This is a genomic window from Zoogloea sp. JDB1 (assembly GCF_056724025.1).
Window position 1 is genome coordinate 5144011 of record NZ_CM161496.1, and the last position, 16640, is coordinate 5160650.

13 protein-coding genes are annotated in these 16640 nt (G+C 61.2%); 5 read left to right on the top strand and 8 right to left on the bottom strand.

Features of this window, described 5'->3' with window-relative positions; genetic code table 11:
- Positions 1–77 precede the first annotated feature (77 nt).
- The 5 genes from AC1PPK_RS23415 to ychF all read left to right on the top strand — a co-directional run bounded on the left by AC1PPK_RS23415 (position 78) and on the right by ychF (position 6200).
- Positions 78–1292 carry a nitrate/nitrite transporter gene (locus tag AC1PPK_RS23415; RefSeq protein ID WP_481115389.1) on the top strand — a complete coding sequence of 405 codons (1215 nt, stop codon included), beginning with the start codon at positions 78–80 and terminating at the stop codon, positions 1290–1292.
- Positions 1293–1372: 80 nt separating this feature from the next.
- Positions 1373–3079, top strand: a complete 1707-nt coding sequence (locus tag AC1PPK_RS23420; protein WP_481115390.1) for a bifunctional protein-serine/threonine kinase/phosphatase — start codon at positions 1373–1375, stop codon at positions 3077–3079.
- A 91-nt stretch (positions 3080–3170) separates the two neighbouring features.
- Positions 3171–4364, top strand: coding sequence for an acetylornithine transaminase (locus tag AC1PPK_RS23425; RefSeq protein WP_481115391.1), 1194 nt, complete (start codon positions 3171–3173; stop codon positions 4362–4364).
- A 77-nt stretch (positions 4365–4441) separates the two neighbouring features.
- Positions 4442–4897: a hypothetical protein gene (locus AC1PPK_RS23430; RefSeq protein ID WP_481115392.1), complete on the top strand. Its 456-nt coding sequence runs from the start codon at positions 4442–4444 to the stop codon at positions 4895–4897.
- A 211-nt stretch (positions 4898–5108) separates the two neighbouring features.
- On the top strand, positions 5109–6200 hold the full coding sequence (gene ychF, locus AC1PPK_RS23435; RefSeq protein ID WP_481115393.1) for a redox-regulated ATPase YchF: 1092 nt from the start codon (positions 5109–5111) through the stop codon (positions 6198–6200).
- Positions 6201–6265: 65 nt separating this feature from the next.
- Here ychF and AC1PPK_RS23440 read toward each other — a convergent pair whose 3' ends face one another.
- From AC1PPK_RS23440 to tssB, 8 genes are all read right to left on the bottom strand, one after another.
- Positions 6266–7906 carry a hypothetical protein gene (locus tag AC1PPK_RS23440; RefSeq protein WP_481115394.1) on the bottom strand — a complete coding sequence of 547 codons (1641 nt, stop codon included), beginning with the start codon at positions 7904–7906 and terminating at the stop codon, positions 6266–6268.
- A gap of 81 nt (positions 7907–7987) precedes the next feature.
- Positions 7988–10681: a type VI secretion system ATPase TssH gene (gene tssH / locus AC1PPK_RS23445; RefSeq protein WP_481115395.1), complete on the bottom strand. Its 2694-nt coding sequence runs from the start codon at positions 10679–10681 to the stop codon at positions 7988–7990.
- A gap of 9 nt (positions 10682–10690) precedes the next feature.
- The gene (gene tssG, locus AC1PPK_RS23450; protein WP_481115396.1) at positions 10691–11734 is read right to left on the bottom strand and encodes a type VI secretion system baseplate subunit TssG; all 1044 of its coding nucleotides are present in this window, start codon (positions 11732–11734) and stop codon (positions 10691–10693) included.
- Positions 11698–13533: a type VI secretion system baseplate subunit TssF gene (tssF, locus tag AC1PPK_RS23455; RefSeq protein WP_481115397.1), complete on the bottom strand. Its 1836-nt coding sequence runs from the start codon at positions 13531–13533 to the stop codon at positions 11698–11700. The genes tssG and tssF overlap by 37 nt, the downstream gene beginning before the upstream one ends.
- The gene (tssE, locus tag AC1PPK_RS23460; protein WP_481115398.1) at positions 13533–13985 is read right to left on the bottom strand and encodes a type VI secretion system baseplate subunit TssE; all 453 of its coding nucleotides are present in this window, start codon (positions 13983–13985) and stop codon (positions 13533–13535) included. Before tssE ends, tssF begins: the two co-directional genes overlap by 1 nt.
- Positions 13986–14042: 57 nt before the next feature.
- The gene (locus tag AC1PPK_RS23465) at positions 14043–14579 is read right to left on the bottom strand and encodes an Hcp family type VI secretion system effector (RefSeq protein WP_481115399.1); all 537 of its coding nucleotides are present in this window, start codon (positions 14577–14579) and stop codon (positions 14043–14045) included.
- Positions 14580–14607: 28 nt separating this feature from the next.
- Positions 14608–16089 carry a type VI secretion system contractile sheath large subunit gene (tssC, locus tag AC1PPK_RS23470; RefSeq protein ID WP_481115400.1) on the bottom strand — a complete coding sequence of 494 codons (1482 nt, stop codon included), beginning with the start codon at positions 16087–16089 and terminating at the stop codon, positions 14608–14610.
- Positions 16089–16598 (bottom strand): type VI secretion system contractile sheath small subunit, encoded by a 510-nt coding sequence (tssB, locus tag AC1PPK_RS23475; RefSeq protein ID WP_481115401.1) that lies wholly within the window; start codon positions 16596–16598, stop codon positions 16089–16091. The genes tssC and tssB overlap by 1 nt, the downstream gene beginning before the upstream one ends.
- Between the last annotated feature and the right edge of the window lie 42 nt (positions 16599–16640).

Here is a 16640-nt window from a genome sequence, read left to right on the forward strand (position 1 = left end):
CTTTCCGATATTCAAAACTGCCCAAGGCAGCGCCTCGACAGGCGCCGCCAGGCCCCACTCGTACCCAGGAGTCTGAAATGGACCGTAAATCCTTCCTGAAAGCCGGCCACACCCCCACCCTGCTGGCGGCTTTCCTCTACTTCGACCTCGCCTTCATGGTGTGGGTGCTGCTCGGCCCACTGGGCGTGCAGATCGCCAAGGACCTCGGCCTGACCCATGCCCAGAAGGGCCTGATGGTGGCCACGCCGGTACTCGCCGGCGCCTTGTTGCGCCTGGTGATGGGCGTACTGGTGGATCACCTGAAACCCAAGATGGCTGGTGCCATTGGCCAGGTCGTCGTACTCTGCGCGCTGGCCTTCGCCTGGCACTTCGGCATCCACAGCTATGAAGAGACCCTGGTGCTGGGTCTCTTCCTCGGCGTCGCCGGAGCCTCCTTCGCCGTCGCGCTGCCGCTGGCCTCCCGCTGGTATCCGCCAGAGCATCAGGGCACCGCACTGGGCATTGCCGGCGCCGGCAACTCGGGCACCGCCATGGCCGCCCTGTTCGGGCCCGGCCTGGCCGCCGCCTACGGCTGGACCAATGTGTTCGGCCTGGCGCTGATCCCGCTGTCCATCGTCTTCGTGCTTTATCTGGTGCTGGCCAAGGACGCCCCGGAGTGCCCGCCGGCCAAGTCCTTCGCCGAATACCTGAAGGTGCTCAAGGACAAGGACGCCTGGTGGTTCATGTTCTTCTACTCGGTGACCTTCGGCGGCTTCGTCGGCCTGGCCTCGTCCCTGACCATCTACTTCAACACCCAGTACGGGCTCGACCCGAAGATGGCCGGCTTCTTCACCGCCGCCTGCGTGTTCGCCGGCAGCCTGGTGCGCCCGATCGGCGGCAACGTGGCCGACCGCATCGGTGGCATCAAGATGCTCACCGCCATGTATGCCCTGGCCGCCACCTTCCTGGCCATCATCAGCTTCGGCCTGCCGGCCGCATGGATGGCTCTGGCGGTCTTCGTCTGCGCCATGCTGGCCCTCGGCATGGGCAATGGCGCGGTGTTCCAGCTGGTGCCCCAGCGCTTCCGCAAGGAAATCGGCGTGATGACCGGCCTGGTCGGCATGGCCGGTGGCGTCGGCGGCTTCTACCTCGCGCTCAGCCTCGGCTACAGCAAGGAAGTCACCGGCAGCTACCAGGCCGGCTTCCTGATCTTCGCGTGCCTGGCCCTCGTCGCGCTGGGCGGCCTCACTGCCGTCAAGGGCCGCTGGCGCACCACCTGGGGCGCCCCGCACCTGACCAGCGCCAAGATCTAGGCTTCTCACCCTTCACACTCTTGAACGGATCGGAACCGGGGCATACTCCCCGCTTCTGATCCGTGCCGTTTCTGACGCCCATGACCGCGCCCCGACTCCACGCCATCCTCGGCTATTCATCCCTCACCGGCCCGCGACCGCGCAATGAGGACTTCTGCGGCGCCGTCACGCCGGAAGGCCCGGAGCTCGATGCCAAGGGCATTCTGGCGGTGGTGGCAGACGGGGTCGGCGGCCACGCCAACGGCCGCGAAGCCTCGGAGTACACCGTCCGCGGCCTGCTCTCTGACTACTACGCAACGCCCGACACCTGGGCCGTCAACAAGTCCCTCGACACGGTGCTGGCGTCCCTCAACCGCTGGCTGATCTCCCATGCGGCACGCACGCGGGAAACGGCCGGCATGGCCACCACGCTGTCCGCCGTGGTGCTGCGTGGGCGCCGCTACTACCTGGCCCACGTGGGCGACTCGCGGATCTACCGGCTGCGCGCCGGCAGGCTGGAGCAGCTGTCCACCGACCACGTGTGGGAGCACCCGGAACTCAAGAACGTGCTGTCCCGCGCGGTCGGCCTCGACGCCCACCTGTCGGTGGATTACGCCGACGGCGAGCTGGAGGCCGGCGATGTCTTCGCACTGATGAGCGACGGCGTGTGGGGCCAACTCGGCGACCGCAAGATCGGCGACATCCTGCGCACCGAGCAGGACCCGCAGGACGCCGCCGCACGCCTCGCGATGGGCGCCGAAGACGGTGGCAGCCAGGACAACTGCACGGCGCTGGTGCTGCGCGTGGAGGCGCTGCCGGCCGATAAGCTGCGCGACAACATCGCCCGCCTGCAGAACCTGCCATTGCCGCCGCGCCTGAAGATCGGCCAGACCCTTGACGGACTGACCGTGGACACATTGCTGCACGAATCCATCGCTACGCTGCTGTACCGGGTCAGCGACGAGCAAGGCCAGCCCCGCGTGCTCAAGACCCTGCGCCCGGAACACGACGACCCGGAAGCCGCAGCCGCCCTCGCCCACGAGGAATGGCTGGCCCGGCGGATCAACGACAGCTGGTTTCCGCAGGTCATCCCCTACCCGCAGCGCAACCACCTGTACTACCTGATGAGCTGGCACGAAGGCGCCACCCTCAAGGCCCGGCTGGACAGCGGCCACCGCTTCGGCACCGGCGAGGTGGTGGACCTCGGCGAGCGCATCCTGAAAGGCGTGGCCAGCCTGCACCGGCTGTCCATCGTGCACCGGGACATCAAGCCGGACAACCTGCACCTGGACGCCGAAGGCCGCCTGCGCATCCTCGACCTGGGCGTTGCCGCTTCCGACGCCACCCAGCAGGGGCAGAAGTTCGAGGAGATCAACAATCCCGGTACGCCCAGCTACATGGCGCCTGAGCTCTACGGTGGCAAGAATGTGGCCGCCAGCGAGCAGACCGATCTCTACGCTGTCGGCGTGACGCTCTACCAACTCCTCACCCGCAAGTATCCCTACGGCGAGATCGAGCCTTTCCAGAACCCGAAGTTTGGCGATCCGGTGCCACCGACCCGCTATCGCCCGGACATCCCCGACTGGCTCGAAGCGGTGCTGCTGAAGGCCGTCGCCCGCGAACCCAAGGCGCGCTTCGAGACCGCCGAGGAATTCCTGCTGGCCCTCGAACGGGGTGCTCGCCGTCCGCTGGTGGTGCCACGCAAGTCCCCGCTGATGGAACGGGACCCGCAACTCGGCCTCAAGCTGCTGGCGGCCACGTCGCTGGTGCTCAACGTATTGCTGGTCTACCTGCTGCTGGTGCGCTGACGGCCCGGCACGCCCATGAATTTTCTGTGAAAGGTCGCATCACGACGCGCCTCGCGCTAACATTTATCGTTTTACGCAAGGAGATAGCGCCATGCAATACGGCGAATTCGACGCCAATTCGTTGATGTACATCACAAACCGGCCCGAGCTCGTCTTCGTCCGAGGCAGCGGTTCCTGGCTGTACGACGGACAGGGCAAAGCCTATCTCGACTTCGTGCAGGGCTGGGCGGTGAACTGCCTGGGCCACTGCCCGCCGGAAATCAGCGAAGCCCTCGCCACCCAGGGCGCACAGCTGATCAACCCGAGCCCGGCCTTCTACAACGGCCCGGCCATCGAACTGGCCGGCCTGCTGACCCGCAATTCCGTCTTCGACCGGGTGTTCTTCGCCAACACCGGCGCCGAGGCCAATGAAGGTGCCATCAAGCTGGCGCGCAAGTGGGGCCGCCTCAACCGCAACGGCGCCTACGAGATCATCACCTTCGAACACGCCTTCCACGGCCGCACGCTGGCCACCATGTCGGCCTCCGGCAAGCCGGGCTGGGACACCCTTTTCGCCCCGCAGGTGCCGGGCTTCCCGAAGGCCAAGCTCAACGACCTCGAATCGGTGAAGGCCCTGATCGGCCCGAAAACCGTCGCGGTGATGCTCGAACCCGTGCAGGGCGAAGGCGGCGTGATCCCCGCCGAGCCGGATTTCCTGCAGGCCCTGCGCGAACTCACCCGTGAGCACGGCCTGCTGTTGATCGTCGACGAAGTGCAGACGGGCATGGGCCGCACCGGCCGCCTGTTCGCCTATGAGCATGCCGGCATCGAGCCGGACATCATGACCCTCGGCAAAGGCATCGGCGGCGGCGTGCCCCTGTCGGCCCTGCTGGCCCGTGAAGCAGTGTGCTGCTTCGAACCCGGCGACCAGGGCGGCACCTACAACGGCAACCCGCTGATGGCAGCGGTCGGCGCAGCAGTAATGCGCCGCCTGACCAGCCCGGGCTTCCTGGACAAGGTCGAGGAAACCGGCCGCTACCTGGCTGCAGCCCTCAACGATCTGGTGGCCCGCCACGGCCTCGTCGGCGAACGGGGCCAGGGTCTGCTGCGCGCGCTGATCCTCGACGACGAACGCGGTCCGGCGCTGGTGAAGAGCGCCCTCGAACATTCGCCCAAGGGCCTGCTGCTCAACTCGCCGCGCCCCAATCTGCTGCGCTTCATGCCCTCACTGACCGTCAGCACGGCCGAGATCGACGAAATGATCGGCGTTCTCGACAGCCTGCTGCACACCACCCGCAAGGCCTGACGTAGCCGATGCCTTCCCCGGAACCGGCTCTCCCGCAAGAGACCGGCCCGGGGATGTCACAGGAGACGTCCGACGACATGGCACATTCAAGCCGTACCGCCCTTCTCGTCGCCATCGGCGCCCTGCTGACGCCCCTCGCCCACGCCGACACCCTGTGGCACTGGCGCTACGAAGGCCCGGGCATCCACGCGAGCGGCACCTTCACCACCACCGACACGGCAGACGCAGCCGGCTTCCATCGCGTCACCGGCATCAGCGGCGAGCGCAACGGCGATCCAATCACCGGGCTCTACCCCACCGGCCAAGCCATTCCCGGCAACGAACCCTACGCCGTCGACAACCTTGTCCACCCCGGCGACAAGGGCCAACTGACACTCCACGGCTTCGGCTTCGCGCTGGCCTCCGGCGCACATGCCAACCCCTTCTTCGATCCGGCCCGCCCCGCGCCAGGCTACATGGAAGTCTTCATCACGCCCGCCGGCCTCCGCGAACAGCCCGCCCACTTTTCCGCCGCACCGGCCGGCAAGCCCTAGGCCGACGCACTCAGCTTTTGAAAGGGGCTGGGCAACAGCGGTACAATGCTGATTTTTCGGAACAAAGCAGCCCAGAATCGTCGAGCCACGGCCCCGGTCCTGCTGTCTTGTCCTGAATCCACCCCCGCCCCGGTTTCGCCCCCGGCGCGGGTCGCGTACTTCGACGATGCCTGCTCTGGCTCCGAAGTGCCCTGTTTTTCAAAGGATTTCCATGGCTCTCCAATGCGGCATCGTCGGCCTGCCCAACGTCGGCAAATCGACCCTCTTCAACGCCCTCACCAAGGCCGGCATCGCCGCCGAGAACTACCCCTTCTGTACCATCGAGCCCAACGTGGGCATCGTTGAAGTGCCTGATCCGCGCCTCGATGCGCTGTCCGAGATCGTCAAGCCGCAGAAGGTCCAGCCCGCCATTGTTGAATTCGTGGACATCGCCGGCCTGGTCGCCGGCGCCTCCAAGGGCGAAGGCCTCGGCAACCAGTTCCTCGCCAACATCCGCGAGACTGATGCCATCGTCAATGTCGTGCGCTGCTTCGACGATGAAAACGTCGTCCATGTGAACGGCAAGGTCAACCCGATCGCTGACATCGAAACCATCGTCACCGAACTCGCGCTGGCCGACATGGCCGCCGTCGAGAAGGCCATCCACCGTGAAAACAAGAAAGCCCGCGCCGGTGACAAGGAGGCCCAGAAGCTCGTCGCCTTGCTCGAGAAGCTGCTGCCCCACCTCAACGAAGGCCTGCCGGCACGCACCATGCAGCTCAGCGACGACGAGAAGCTGCTCCTCAAACCCCTGTGCCTCATGACTCTCAAGCCCGCCATGTACGTCGGCAACGTGATGGAAGACGGTTTCGAGAACAACCCCTACCTCGACCGCCTGCGCGAGCACGCTGCCAAGGAAGGCGCCCCGGTCGTCGCCCTGTGCGCCAAGATCGAAGCCGAACTGGCCGACCTGGAAGATGAAGACAAGATGGCCTTCCTCGCCGACCTGGGCCTTGAGGAACCCGGCCTCAACCGTCTGATCCGCGCCGGCTACAGCCTGCTTGGCCTGCAGACCTACTTCACCGCCGGGGTGAAGGAAGTACGTGCCTGGACCATCCACGTCGGCGACACCGCCCCGCAAGCGGCCGGTGTCATCCACACCGACTTCGAACGCGGGTTCATCCGTGCCCAGACTATTTCCTACGAAGACTTCATCGCCTTCAAGGGCGAGCAGGGCGCCAAGGAAGCCGGCAAGATGCGCTCCGAAGGCAAGGAATACGTGGTGAAGGATGGCGACGTACTGAACTTCCTGTTCAACGTGTAACGCCCTGCCCACCTAATCAAACAAGAAGCCCCGCCAGCGCGGGGTTTCTTGTTTATGCATCTGGATCAGACACGCCGCCGTTTGCTGCGCCTGTGCCACAAACCAACGGCCGTCACGCCGAAGAAGCCACCGTAGGCCGCCAAGGCAATACTGGACGCCTCCAGCGGCGCATCACCGCCATCGCCGTCCTTCAATTCGGCAGGGAACGGCCGGGGCGGAACGGGAATGATCTTCCAGTCCTTCCGGTCTGCCGGAGCACGCTGCATGTACTCGTCGATGGACGCGACCGGTGCCTGTCCGAAGGCGCGGGACGACGGGAACTGGGGAATCCGCACATACACCAGCGCCTCGATATCCTCCGCCAGCATCGCCTCCAGCCTGGAACCGGACTGCTTGCCGGCCACGAGCCGCTCAAGAATGTCGCGGCCAATGGCCTCGAAAGCCACAAAGGGGTAAAGGGCCGTCCGCTCCGCGGACATGTAGTCGAAGGCCTTGCGGCCGCTGTCGAGGCTACCGTCCTTCAGTGCCATGTACGGTAGACCCGCAATCGCTTTCAGCATGCTCGTCGGCCCCTGCTTCGGAACCTGCCAGCCCAACGCGCGCAGGGTATCGATGCTGATCCCCGCACAGTTGGCCGTGGCGTGGCGATAGATGAAATCGTGGCGATAGAAGTGGTTGAGCACCCGCGAGATCGCCCCCTGGTAGAAGGCCGCCGCCCTGTCCTGCTTCAACACCGCCACCAGCATGTAGGACGGCCGATACCAGGCCTGACCGCTGTTGAGATCGCCCATGTAGGCATCCATCGGCAGTGATGATGCGATGATGCCCTTCTCGCTGACCGAATCCAGGTTGTAGAAATTGTTCACCAACCAGTCGCGCCACTCCCCCTTGTCCCCGAAACGTCCCGTCGCAATCGCGAAATGGCCACCGTGCGCTTCGTCGTCGTCGCCCTGGGCACCATTGAGCATCACCGCCAGCACCGGCTTGCCGCTCCACCCCTGTGGACCGGGTTCCGCGCGCTGCCACAGGACACGCGCGGCAAGAGGCTGACGGGCACCGCCATCCTCCGACCGCACCAGCGAGTCGAGCGTCTCATCCGCGGCCAAGGGCTTGAACGGCACTGACGCCGCATCAAGCCGGAAGTCGTCCGGCCACAAGCTGCGCGCAATGAAACGTCCGTTGTCCATGTGCCCACGCATGGACAACGCGCGCCCGGCGAAATAGCGCGCGCTTTGCACATCGTAATAGGACTGGTTGCTGGCGAGACGGGGCTCCACCGCAAACGGCAGGCTCGTACCGGCCGGACCCGTGATCGTCGAGCCATCCGCCGCCAGCCGCCAGGCTTCGGCGAGCAGAGGCGCCCCAACCCAGGCCAGGGGCGGCAGGGCACCCGAAGGCACGCCCTTGGCTGTCGCCGCCCACTCCGCAACATCGCGCAGCGCCGGAAGCCCCCGGCTGAAACCGGCCGGATCGACCTTGGGAACCGCGATCCAGTCATCCCGGAAATACCACAGCGCCTGCGGAATCGTCGGACACTCCGTACAGCCCCCATAGGCCAGGCGGAAGCTGGTGGCAGAGACAAGCCCCAGATTCCCCGACTCCAGCGCCCCACGAATCCCCTGCACCGACTCGGCGGCACGCGCATTCACCCCGCCAAGCCCAACGGCCAGCACCACACCGCGCACCAGCCACCCGATATACGTCATGTCGTCATACTCCAGAAAACGGAGAAAGCATGCGGGATGCTGTCCCCGGGAACACCACCAGATCCAGAAGCAATACGCGCCCTATGCCATCGCGTATTCGAAATGCCCCTGCTCGCTCACCTTGATTTGGATGTTCGCCACGCCCTCACCTTCCGCCATGCGCGTCAGAACGATCTCCGCGACCCCAGGCAGCAGGGACCCATCGAGAATATGGTCCACGTTGCGGGCACCGGAATCCACCTCCGTACAGCGTTCGAGAATGGCGTCGATGACGGACTCGTCCCAGACCAGGGCGGCCCTGTGATTCGCAGCCACACGATCACGTACGCGCTCCAGCTTCAGTTGGATGATCTGTAGCAACACATCGTCCGGGATGGGGAAATAGGGCACGACCTTCACACGTCCGAGAAAGGCCGGCTTGAAGGTCTTGCACAGTACCAGCCGAAGAGCATCAGCGAGTTCATCGGCCGACGGGAGCGCCTCGGGCTCCCGGTTCAGGCAGGCCTGCATGATCTGGGCGGAGCCAACATTGCTGGTGAGGATGATCAGCGTGTTGCGGAAATCGATCTCGCGTCCCTCTCCGTCCTCCAGCACCCCCTTGTCGAAAACCTGAAAGAAAAGCTCGAGGACATCCGGATGCGCCTTCTCGACCTCGTCGAGCAAGACGACGCAATAGGGATTGCGCCGCACGGCCTCGGTCAGGACGCCCCCTTCGCCAAAGCCGACATAGCCCGGCGGCGCCCCCTTCAGCCCTGAGACGGTGTGGGCCTCCTGGTATTCGCTCATATTGATGGTGACCAGGCGCCGCTCACCACCGTAAAGGACGTCTGCCAATGCCAGCGCCGTTTCGGTCTTGCCCACCCCCGACGGCCCGACAAACAGGAAAACCCCCTTCGGTTTGTCGGGATTCTCAAGCGCGGCGCGGGATGTGCGTACGCGCTGCGCAATGGCCTCCAGGGCATGATCCTGGCCAACGACCCGCTCCCGGAGCAGGCGATCCAGCTTGAGAACAGTCTTGATCTCGTCGCCCACCATCTTGCCGAGCGGAATGCCGGTCCATGAGGAGACGACCCCCGCAACGACGTGGCGATCCACATGCACCGGCACCATCGGGCGGTCTCCCTGCAGGGCGCTCAGGCGTTGCAGCGTGTCCTCCAGCGCCTGGCGATCCGCATGGGAAGGAAATGTCGGCGCTCCGGTTTCATCCATCCCCGGCAGGCCACCATCAGGAGAGGACGCCCTTCGGCCTTCGAGGCGCGCCCTGATGTCGAGGACACGTTCGACGAGACCACGCTCCTCATCGAGGCGGGCACGATGCCGTGCGAGTTCGGATTGCTGTTCCTGGATACAGGCTTCCAGCGCCGCGATCCGCTCCACCTCAAGCGGCAGCTCCATCGACTCCCGGCGCACAGCCGCAAGTTCGGCCTCCAGTTGCTCCTGCCGCTTGCGCAATTGCTCGATCATTAGGGGCGTCGCCCCATGGGCCAGGGCCACCCTGGCGCATGCCGTATCCAGCACACCGACGGCCTTGTCCGGCAACTGGCGTCCGCTGATATAGCGATGGGACAGACGTACCGCTTCCGAAACCGCCTCATCCAGCACGCGCACCCCGAAGTGCCGCTCCATCAAGGGCACCATACCGCGCAGCATCGCTGCGGCAACGGGCTCGGCAGGTTCATCGACCTTGACCACCTGGAAGCGCCTGGCCAGCGCAGCATCCTTCTCGAAGTACTTCTTGTACTCCGCCCAGGTTGTGGCCGCGATGGTACGCAGCTCGCCGCGCGCCAATGCCGGCTTCAGAAGATTGGCCGCGTCATTCTGGCCGGATTGCCCGCCGGCACCAATCAGGGAGTGCGCTTCGTCGATGAACAGCACGATCGGGGCCGGACTTCCTCTAACCTCCGCGATGACGCCCTTCAGGCGATTCTCGAACTCGCCCTTGACGCTGGCACCCGCCTGCAAGAGGCCCATGTCGAGCACATGGATATTCACGCCCCGCAGCGCGGCGGGAACGTCATCCGCAGCAATGCGCAGCGCCAGCCCCTCGACGACCGCCGTTTTGCCGACGCCGGCCTCCCCAGTCAGGATGGGGTTGTTCTGCCGGCGACGCAGCAGGATATCGATGAGCTGGCTGATCTCGGCCTCCCGGCCGATCACGGGATCGAGCCCACCCTCCCTCGCCTGCTGCGTGAGATTGGTGGTGAAACGATTCAGTGCAGCGCTCTCCTTCTCCCCGGGCGTGGGGGACACTGCCCCCTCTCCGCAGGATGGATCCGTTCCTATATCTGCGCCTCCGGCATATTCAGCCGACCCGCGCGTGACTTCGTCGAACTTGTGCTTCAATTCGTCCAGCCTCACCCGAGACAACAAGGATGTACTGCGCGCTGCAATCTGGACCAGTTCCGGCTCGGTCAACAAGGCCAGCAGAAGATGCCCTGAACGAATTTGCAGCAACTTTGCATCGAGGGACGCGATCAACCAGGCCTGCGCCAGCAGCTTGGGGATCCGGACGGAAAACACCGGAGTCCGGCTGTTCCCTGATCTAAAGCGCTCCATCTCGCGGTTCAATTCATCCTCCAAGTCCCGAGCGCTGATGTCATTGCGCTCGAGGATCAGGGAAAGATCCGTATTGGATTGCGCCAACAGGGCGACGAACAGGTGCTCGATATCGACCTCGTGATGACCTCGCGACATGCACAAGCTGGCCGCGCGCTCCGCGGCAACGCGGCAAGGAGCATTGAGTTTGCCGATCAGTACTTTGAGAGAAGCCGTCATCCGTCGACCTTAATCCGGGTAGTGAACAAGAAACCGTAGATCCCTACGATCATGAGTTTCGGCGCGGGACCTCAAGAAGGCGTCATAGCCGAGGCGGCCTCTCCTAGACATGTCCAGCACAGCCGGACGTACCTCTGAGGCTTGCAATTGCGGGCAGACCTCGCACTCGAACTGCCCTCCGGTGGCGAATCCAAGCAGTCGGGCGAGTGCCATTGCCAATTCGCCTTTGGGGAGAAACGAGATATAGCGTTCGTAGCTCAAGGACCTTATGTGAATCCGTATGCGGAGGCTCCGTTGCCAGACCCGATCTCCGAGAAGAGTGTTATCACCCAGCACCGCGTTGTGCCCCCCCAATACAGACCGCTGGCCTGCTGGTACCTCATACCAGCGCCCAATGAACTGCTCGATGGCGATATCGACCTGAAAATAGGCGCTCAAGAATTGCCTCAATGCGATGGCAGAAACAGGACGCTGGCGGAGTAGGCCTGCAAAAAAGGCCACGGACTCGTCATTGATCTGTCCAGTACCGCAATTCATACGATCCCGCAGCGTGCCCTGACCAAGTCCGAGCAAGGACATCAACAGAGGCAGAAAATGGTTCTGGCGATCGGTTTCGTAGAGATAGGGAAGTTTGTATTTCTTCCACGCACGATAAAAATGACCGACGGCGCGATTCACGAAAATATCTAGGAAGGCCCGTCCCGCGATGTCTCGACCACGCTCCAGCGCAATAACACGTTCCGTGTAGTGCAGCGGCAGCGTGCCACTCACTCCAAGCATTCCAATAAAGCCAGGAGTGATCTCGATACGTTCGATACCATGATCCTGATCCTCTCCTTTGAAAAAGACGGACATGGCATCAATTTGGCTGGGAGAGAACCCCAGACGCAGGGAGTTACGGAACACGATCCGTTCGGACACCGGATCGCTCTCCTCCCCCTGCCGGAAAAAACGTTCGTATACGCGCACAAGTTGGAAGAACTCGTATGCCGCCGGCTCCTGCCGACTATGCTCGATCAGGCCAGGACCGAATCGCCGCTGCGGGGTGCGCATCGAATCAGCTCCTCACCTGTTCGTCCCGAAATGATCACCATTTGAATGAAACTGTTCAGGCCCACATACAATCCGAGAAAGCGCTCTAGGCAAGACGCAAAGACATGGAGGCCAGCGCCTACGAAACTGGACTCATCGATGGTGAGACGAACCTCGAAACCTCTGACGAAGCAGGCAAATGGCTTCCCGTTCATCCAGATGGTCTTATCCTCCCTTTCGATGGACAGCAGACCTTCGAGTCTTCGACGGGAGGCTGGCGTTTGCGGAAGATCGTATAGCGCCAACATTTCCTTGAAAGCAGCCAGCCCGCTTCCCGTCAATGAGAGGTGATTGAGGGAGAGATGCGAAATGAGACGCCACTGGGCGTCACCGCGGTGATCAAAACGCCACGGCTGTGACGGCTTCTTGAGCAAGCGCACAGCAACAGTCGGAGAACCGCCCCCCAAGAGCAGATCACCGTCCGGTCCGCCCCAAGACATCAAGGTCGGCAGATCCCGGTTGGAACATGTCAGCTGAAGGCTCAGCACATCATTCTTGGGCTGGAGTGGATCGCAATCCGTATCGACAACCGACAGCAAGGTTTCGAAACCCGGACTGCTCTCCGCAATCATGCTGTCACGTTGTGCAAACCAGTAATGGCCATGCAGGTCCGGCGTTTCCCCATGCCGCAAGGAAAAAAATGGGCGAAATTCCACGATTGACTCACCATCTGGTGACTGGCGCACCCGGTGCACGCTATCGATCGAATACACCTCATACGCTGACGGCCGCCGCCCATCTGCGATGACAGGATAAGTGGACACCTGTCCAGATACGCGGATGGGATCAGCGCATTGTTTGAACAGATTTACGACAGGCACACAGCCCAAACGCAAATTGTGCGTTGCCACAGTTTTCAGCAAACGCGACGTGTCACCGTCCGAACGCAAGCCTCCCAATGCAATATGCACTCGAACTTTCCTCCTGCTATGCATAGCCGGCGGCAAGCAACACAGATCCAGGTCGAAGAAATTGAATTTCTCCGGGAAGCAAAAATATTCGGTCAAGTACCGATAGGCATCGTGGGCAGACGCGGGCATATCGATGAGCGCTTCGTCGCCAGAAAACCCCACCTCGCCAAGCATCTCTTTGATGACCACTTCCCAGACGTCATCGTCTGCTTCCGCATAGACTTTCAAGCGATTCAGGAACAGAGCATCCCGCAGCGCCGACGCGACCGATGGCTCAGCATCAATATAGATGCGCAATTTTCCCAAAGCACGGAGCCCCCCGTTTTCCCTGCCCCCTCCCCAGGCCAGGGAAAAGGAGAGAATGGCATTGCACCCTACGGGTAAGAGGACGCCCGAGGGTGCGGCTCCCACCGGATCAAACCGCAGATCGGAAACAGAAACAGGGGGAATCGCAAGATCCCAGGCAGTCCGGAAACGGCATGCGGCCCCCTTGATCGGCCTGGACTGGAGTTCAGTACCCTTCGGAATCAGGAAAGAGTCCAGGGAAGGCACCTGCTCCCGATGGGAAAAGCAAACGATTGAACAACTCGGAAATGCGCGGAGATAATGAGGATACAGGGCATTCAACAAGGCCTCAGTGAACTGAGGGTATCCATCCTCGATTTTTTTCGCTACACGGGCAGTCAACAGCGCAAAGGACTCAATCATCCGCTCTACATGCGGATCCTCACACCCATCACCCGATAGCGACAACTGCGCAGCGACCTTTGGATATCGCTCGGCAAACATTCTGCCATGTTTGCGCAGGAATGCGAGCTCACGTTCAAAATAGGGTAGCAGATCCTTCATCAGGCCCCCGTTCGCATCATTCGCTGACTCACCAAATACTGCAGACAGGTCGGCTGTAACGTGGCATCAAAGGCTACGCGCTCTTCTGCAAGGCTCACTTTCAGCATGGCGTGGATGGAAAACAGCAGCGCATTGACCGTCTTGTGCTCGGGCTCAAGTTCAACCCGCACTTCCTTGAGGCGTGGCTCATAGGCATTGATGGCTTCCTCGATAGCGCCGCATATCCGACGCCGGTCATGGACACTGACCAGATTCAGGCCCGCAAAATCCGCCAGCCCAAAACTTATTACCGAACGACCAGCCAACGGAAAATCCTTATGCGTCACATTGTCAACGATGCGGGTATTCAGGAGGGCCTCAAGATCCCTTGCCACGCCGTCGATGAGTTGCGCCAAACTATGCTTTCGACGCGCAGCCGTGCTGGGCAGGTCTTCGAACAACTTGTCGAACAAGGACGGCTCGAATCCATTCGCCATGGCAATTCCAATCCTGCGCGCCGATGATGATCACTATGTGAGATTTGGAGTGTTCTTGGCGAGATTCCAGGCTCCCTGAATGTTCACCTTGCCGGACTTGGTGCCGTCGATATTCAACTCATCGTAGGTCCATTTCACTGCGGAGTATTTGAGGGAAAAGCTCTCCTTCGGAATCCCCTCTTCTGCGACCGTCGGCGCAACGGAGGCAATAATCACGTTCTTCAACTCGATCTTCAAATACTGATGTCGATTCTGGGTTGACGATGGATTGCCTGTTGTGTTTTTTCCACCAAATGCACGATAAAAGTAGATTACGACATCATTCACAACCAGGCCCGACGAGCAGGCCTGGTAGAGCTTCGGACTGGCCCCGTCGATATCCTTTGTAAACACCATTTCGCCATGCTCCACGCGCTCAGCGGTATGCCCGCCGGCGGCCGAGGCTGTTGCTGATTTCGGTTGGCGCATCGCATGACTCCAGCTATAGACCTCAACTGTGTCCTTATGCTTGGTATCCCTGGAGTCCCCTTTGATGTCGCTACCCTTGAACTCGATGTAAATATCCTTCATGCCTTCCCCTCCCTTCACGTTGATAAGGTCAATTCTTGCCGTCCGGTAGCTCCGCTACGAGACGCAATGACACGGACAGCTCGTCCAACTGGAAATGAGGACGAATGAATGAAACAGCACGATACGCTCCCGGTCGACCGGGTATTTCACTGACCTCAATAGCTGCCTCTCTCAGCGGGAACTGTGCCTTGGTTTCCTGAGAGGCAGAATCATCGGTTGTCACGTAATGGTCTATCCAGCGCTGCAGATAGCTCTGGATATTCGCAGCAGTCGCAAAGCTGCCAATTTTCTCCCTCATCATTGCCTTCATGTAATGAGCAATTCGGGAAACCGCAAAAATGTACTGCAGTTGAGCAGATAGGGCCGCATTGGCGTTAGCCGAGTCCGTATCGTACTTTCTGGCTTTCTGGGCTGACTGGGCACCAAAGAATGCCGCATAGTCGGTGTTCTTGCAGTGGACGAGCGAAATGAACCCCTGATCGTTCAACTCCTTCTCCCTGCGATCAGTAACTGACACCTCCGTCGGACACTTGAGGACGACCTCTCCGTCGTCAGTCCGGAAAGTATGCGTGGGCAGATCCTCGACGAGCCCTCCGCCTTCCACGCCACGGATGGCGGCACACCATCCGTGCTGATCGAAGGCATCGGTAAGCCGGGCGGCAAAAGCGAAGGCGGCATTGCACCACAGATATTTATCGTGATCGGCACCATCTACGTCCTCTACATAGTTGAACCCTTCAGTCACCAACCCATCAATCGGGTTATACGGCAGGCGTCCAAGGAAACGCGGCAATACCAGGCCTACATAGCGGGCATCTTCTGAACTTCGGAAAGATTTCCATTTAGCGTATTCGACGGTGTCGAAAATCTTCGCCAGATCGCGCGGTTTCCCCAGCTCCACATAAGAGTCCAGACCAAATAGTTGCGGGGCCGCAGCTGTGATAAAGGGAGCATGTGCTGCGGCTGCGATATGGGACATCTGCTCGATGAAGAACATGTCCTCAGGCTGACGCGTCACTTCGAATTGCCCAACAAGGGTCCCGAATGGCGCCCCCCCAAAGGTTCCAAACTCCTCTTCATAGACTTTCTTGAACAGTGCACTCTGGTCGAAATCGATGACCGACCGGAAATCCTTAGTCAGATCCCGTTTGCTCGCGTTAAGCAACTTGATTTTGAGGTGCGTTCCCGTCGATGTCTTCTTGCACAGGTAGTGCAATCCGGTCCAGGCACTCTCCAGAGACTGAAACTCCGGCGCATGCATCACACAACTGAGTTGTGCGGAGATCAGCCGATCCAACTCAGCCACTCTCGCATCGATGGCTGCAGCCAGATTCTCGGATACGACCACCTCGCCCTCCAGAACTTGACTGACCAGTTCCCCAATGATGTCCTTGGCGCGAGCTCTCTCATGCGCTGACTGGGCGATCTTGCTTTCCTCTACGATTCTATCCAGCAGGCTGAACCCAGCGCCGTCCCCAGCAGCAGTCGCCACGAGTTGAGGTGCGGTCATTACTGCCCCTCCTCGGCGGCTCCGACCTTCAACGCTTGCAGATTTTCGGTATGAGCCAATACCTCACTGAGTAGATCCTCCAGCTTCTCGTTACCTGCAAGCTTATTGCGCAAGTCTGCCAGCTTGGCACGAGCCTCCTGCAGCTTCCGCAGAGGTTCGACCTGCAACGCAACAGACTCTGGACGAAAATCATCGAACTTCTTGAAGGTGAGCTGCACCCCCAGTTCACCGCCATCATTCTGAAGAACATTCCTGACCTTGAAGCTCGCGCGCGGAGCCATGGAGGCAATCACGTCATCAAAGTTGTCCATATCCACATTGACGAAATTCCGATCACGCACCTTTCCTTGCGGCACCTCGGACTGAGCGGCGAAATCGCCCAATACACCAACAACAAAAGGTAGCTCCTTCATTTCAATGGCATCACCCACCTCGACGTCATAGGTAAGCTGCACCCTTGGAGGCCGTACCCTTTGTAACTGTTTCTGAATGCTCTCTTTTTTTGCCACGGCTGTATTCCTACGGTTGTTATCGGACGCAATCAATCGGAA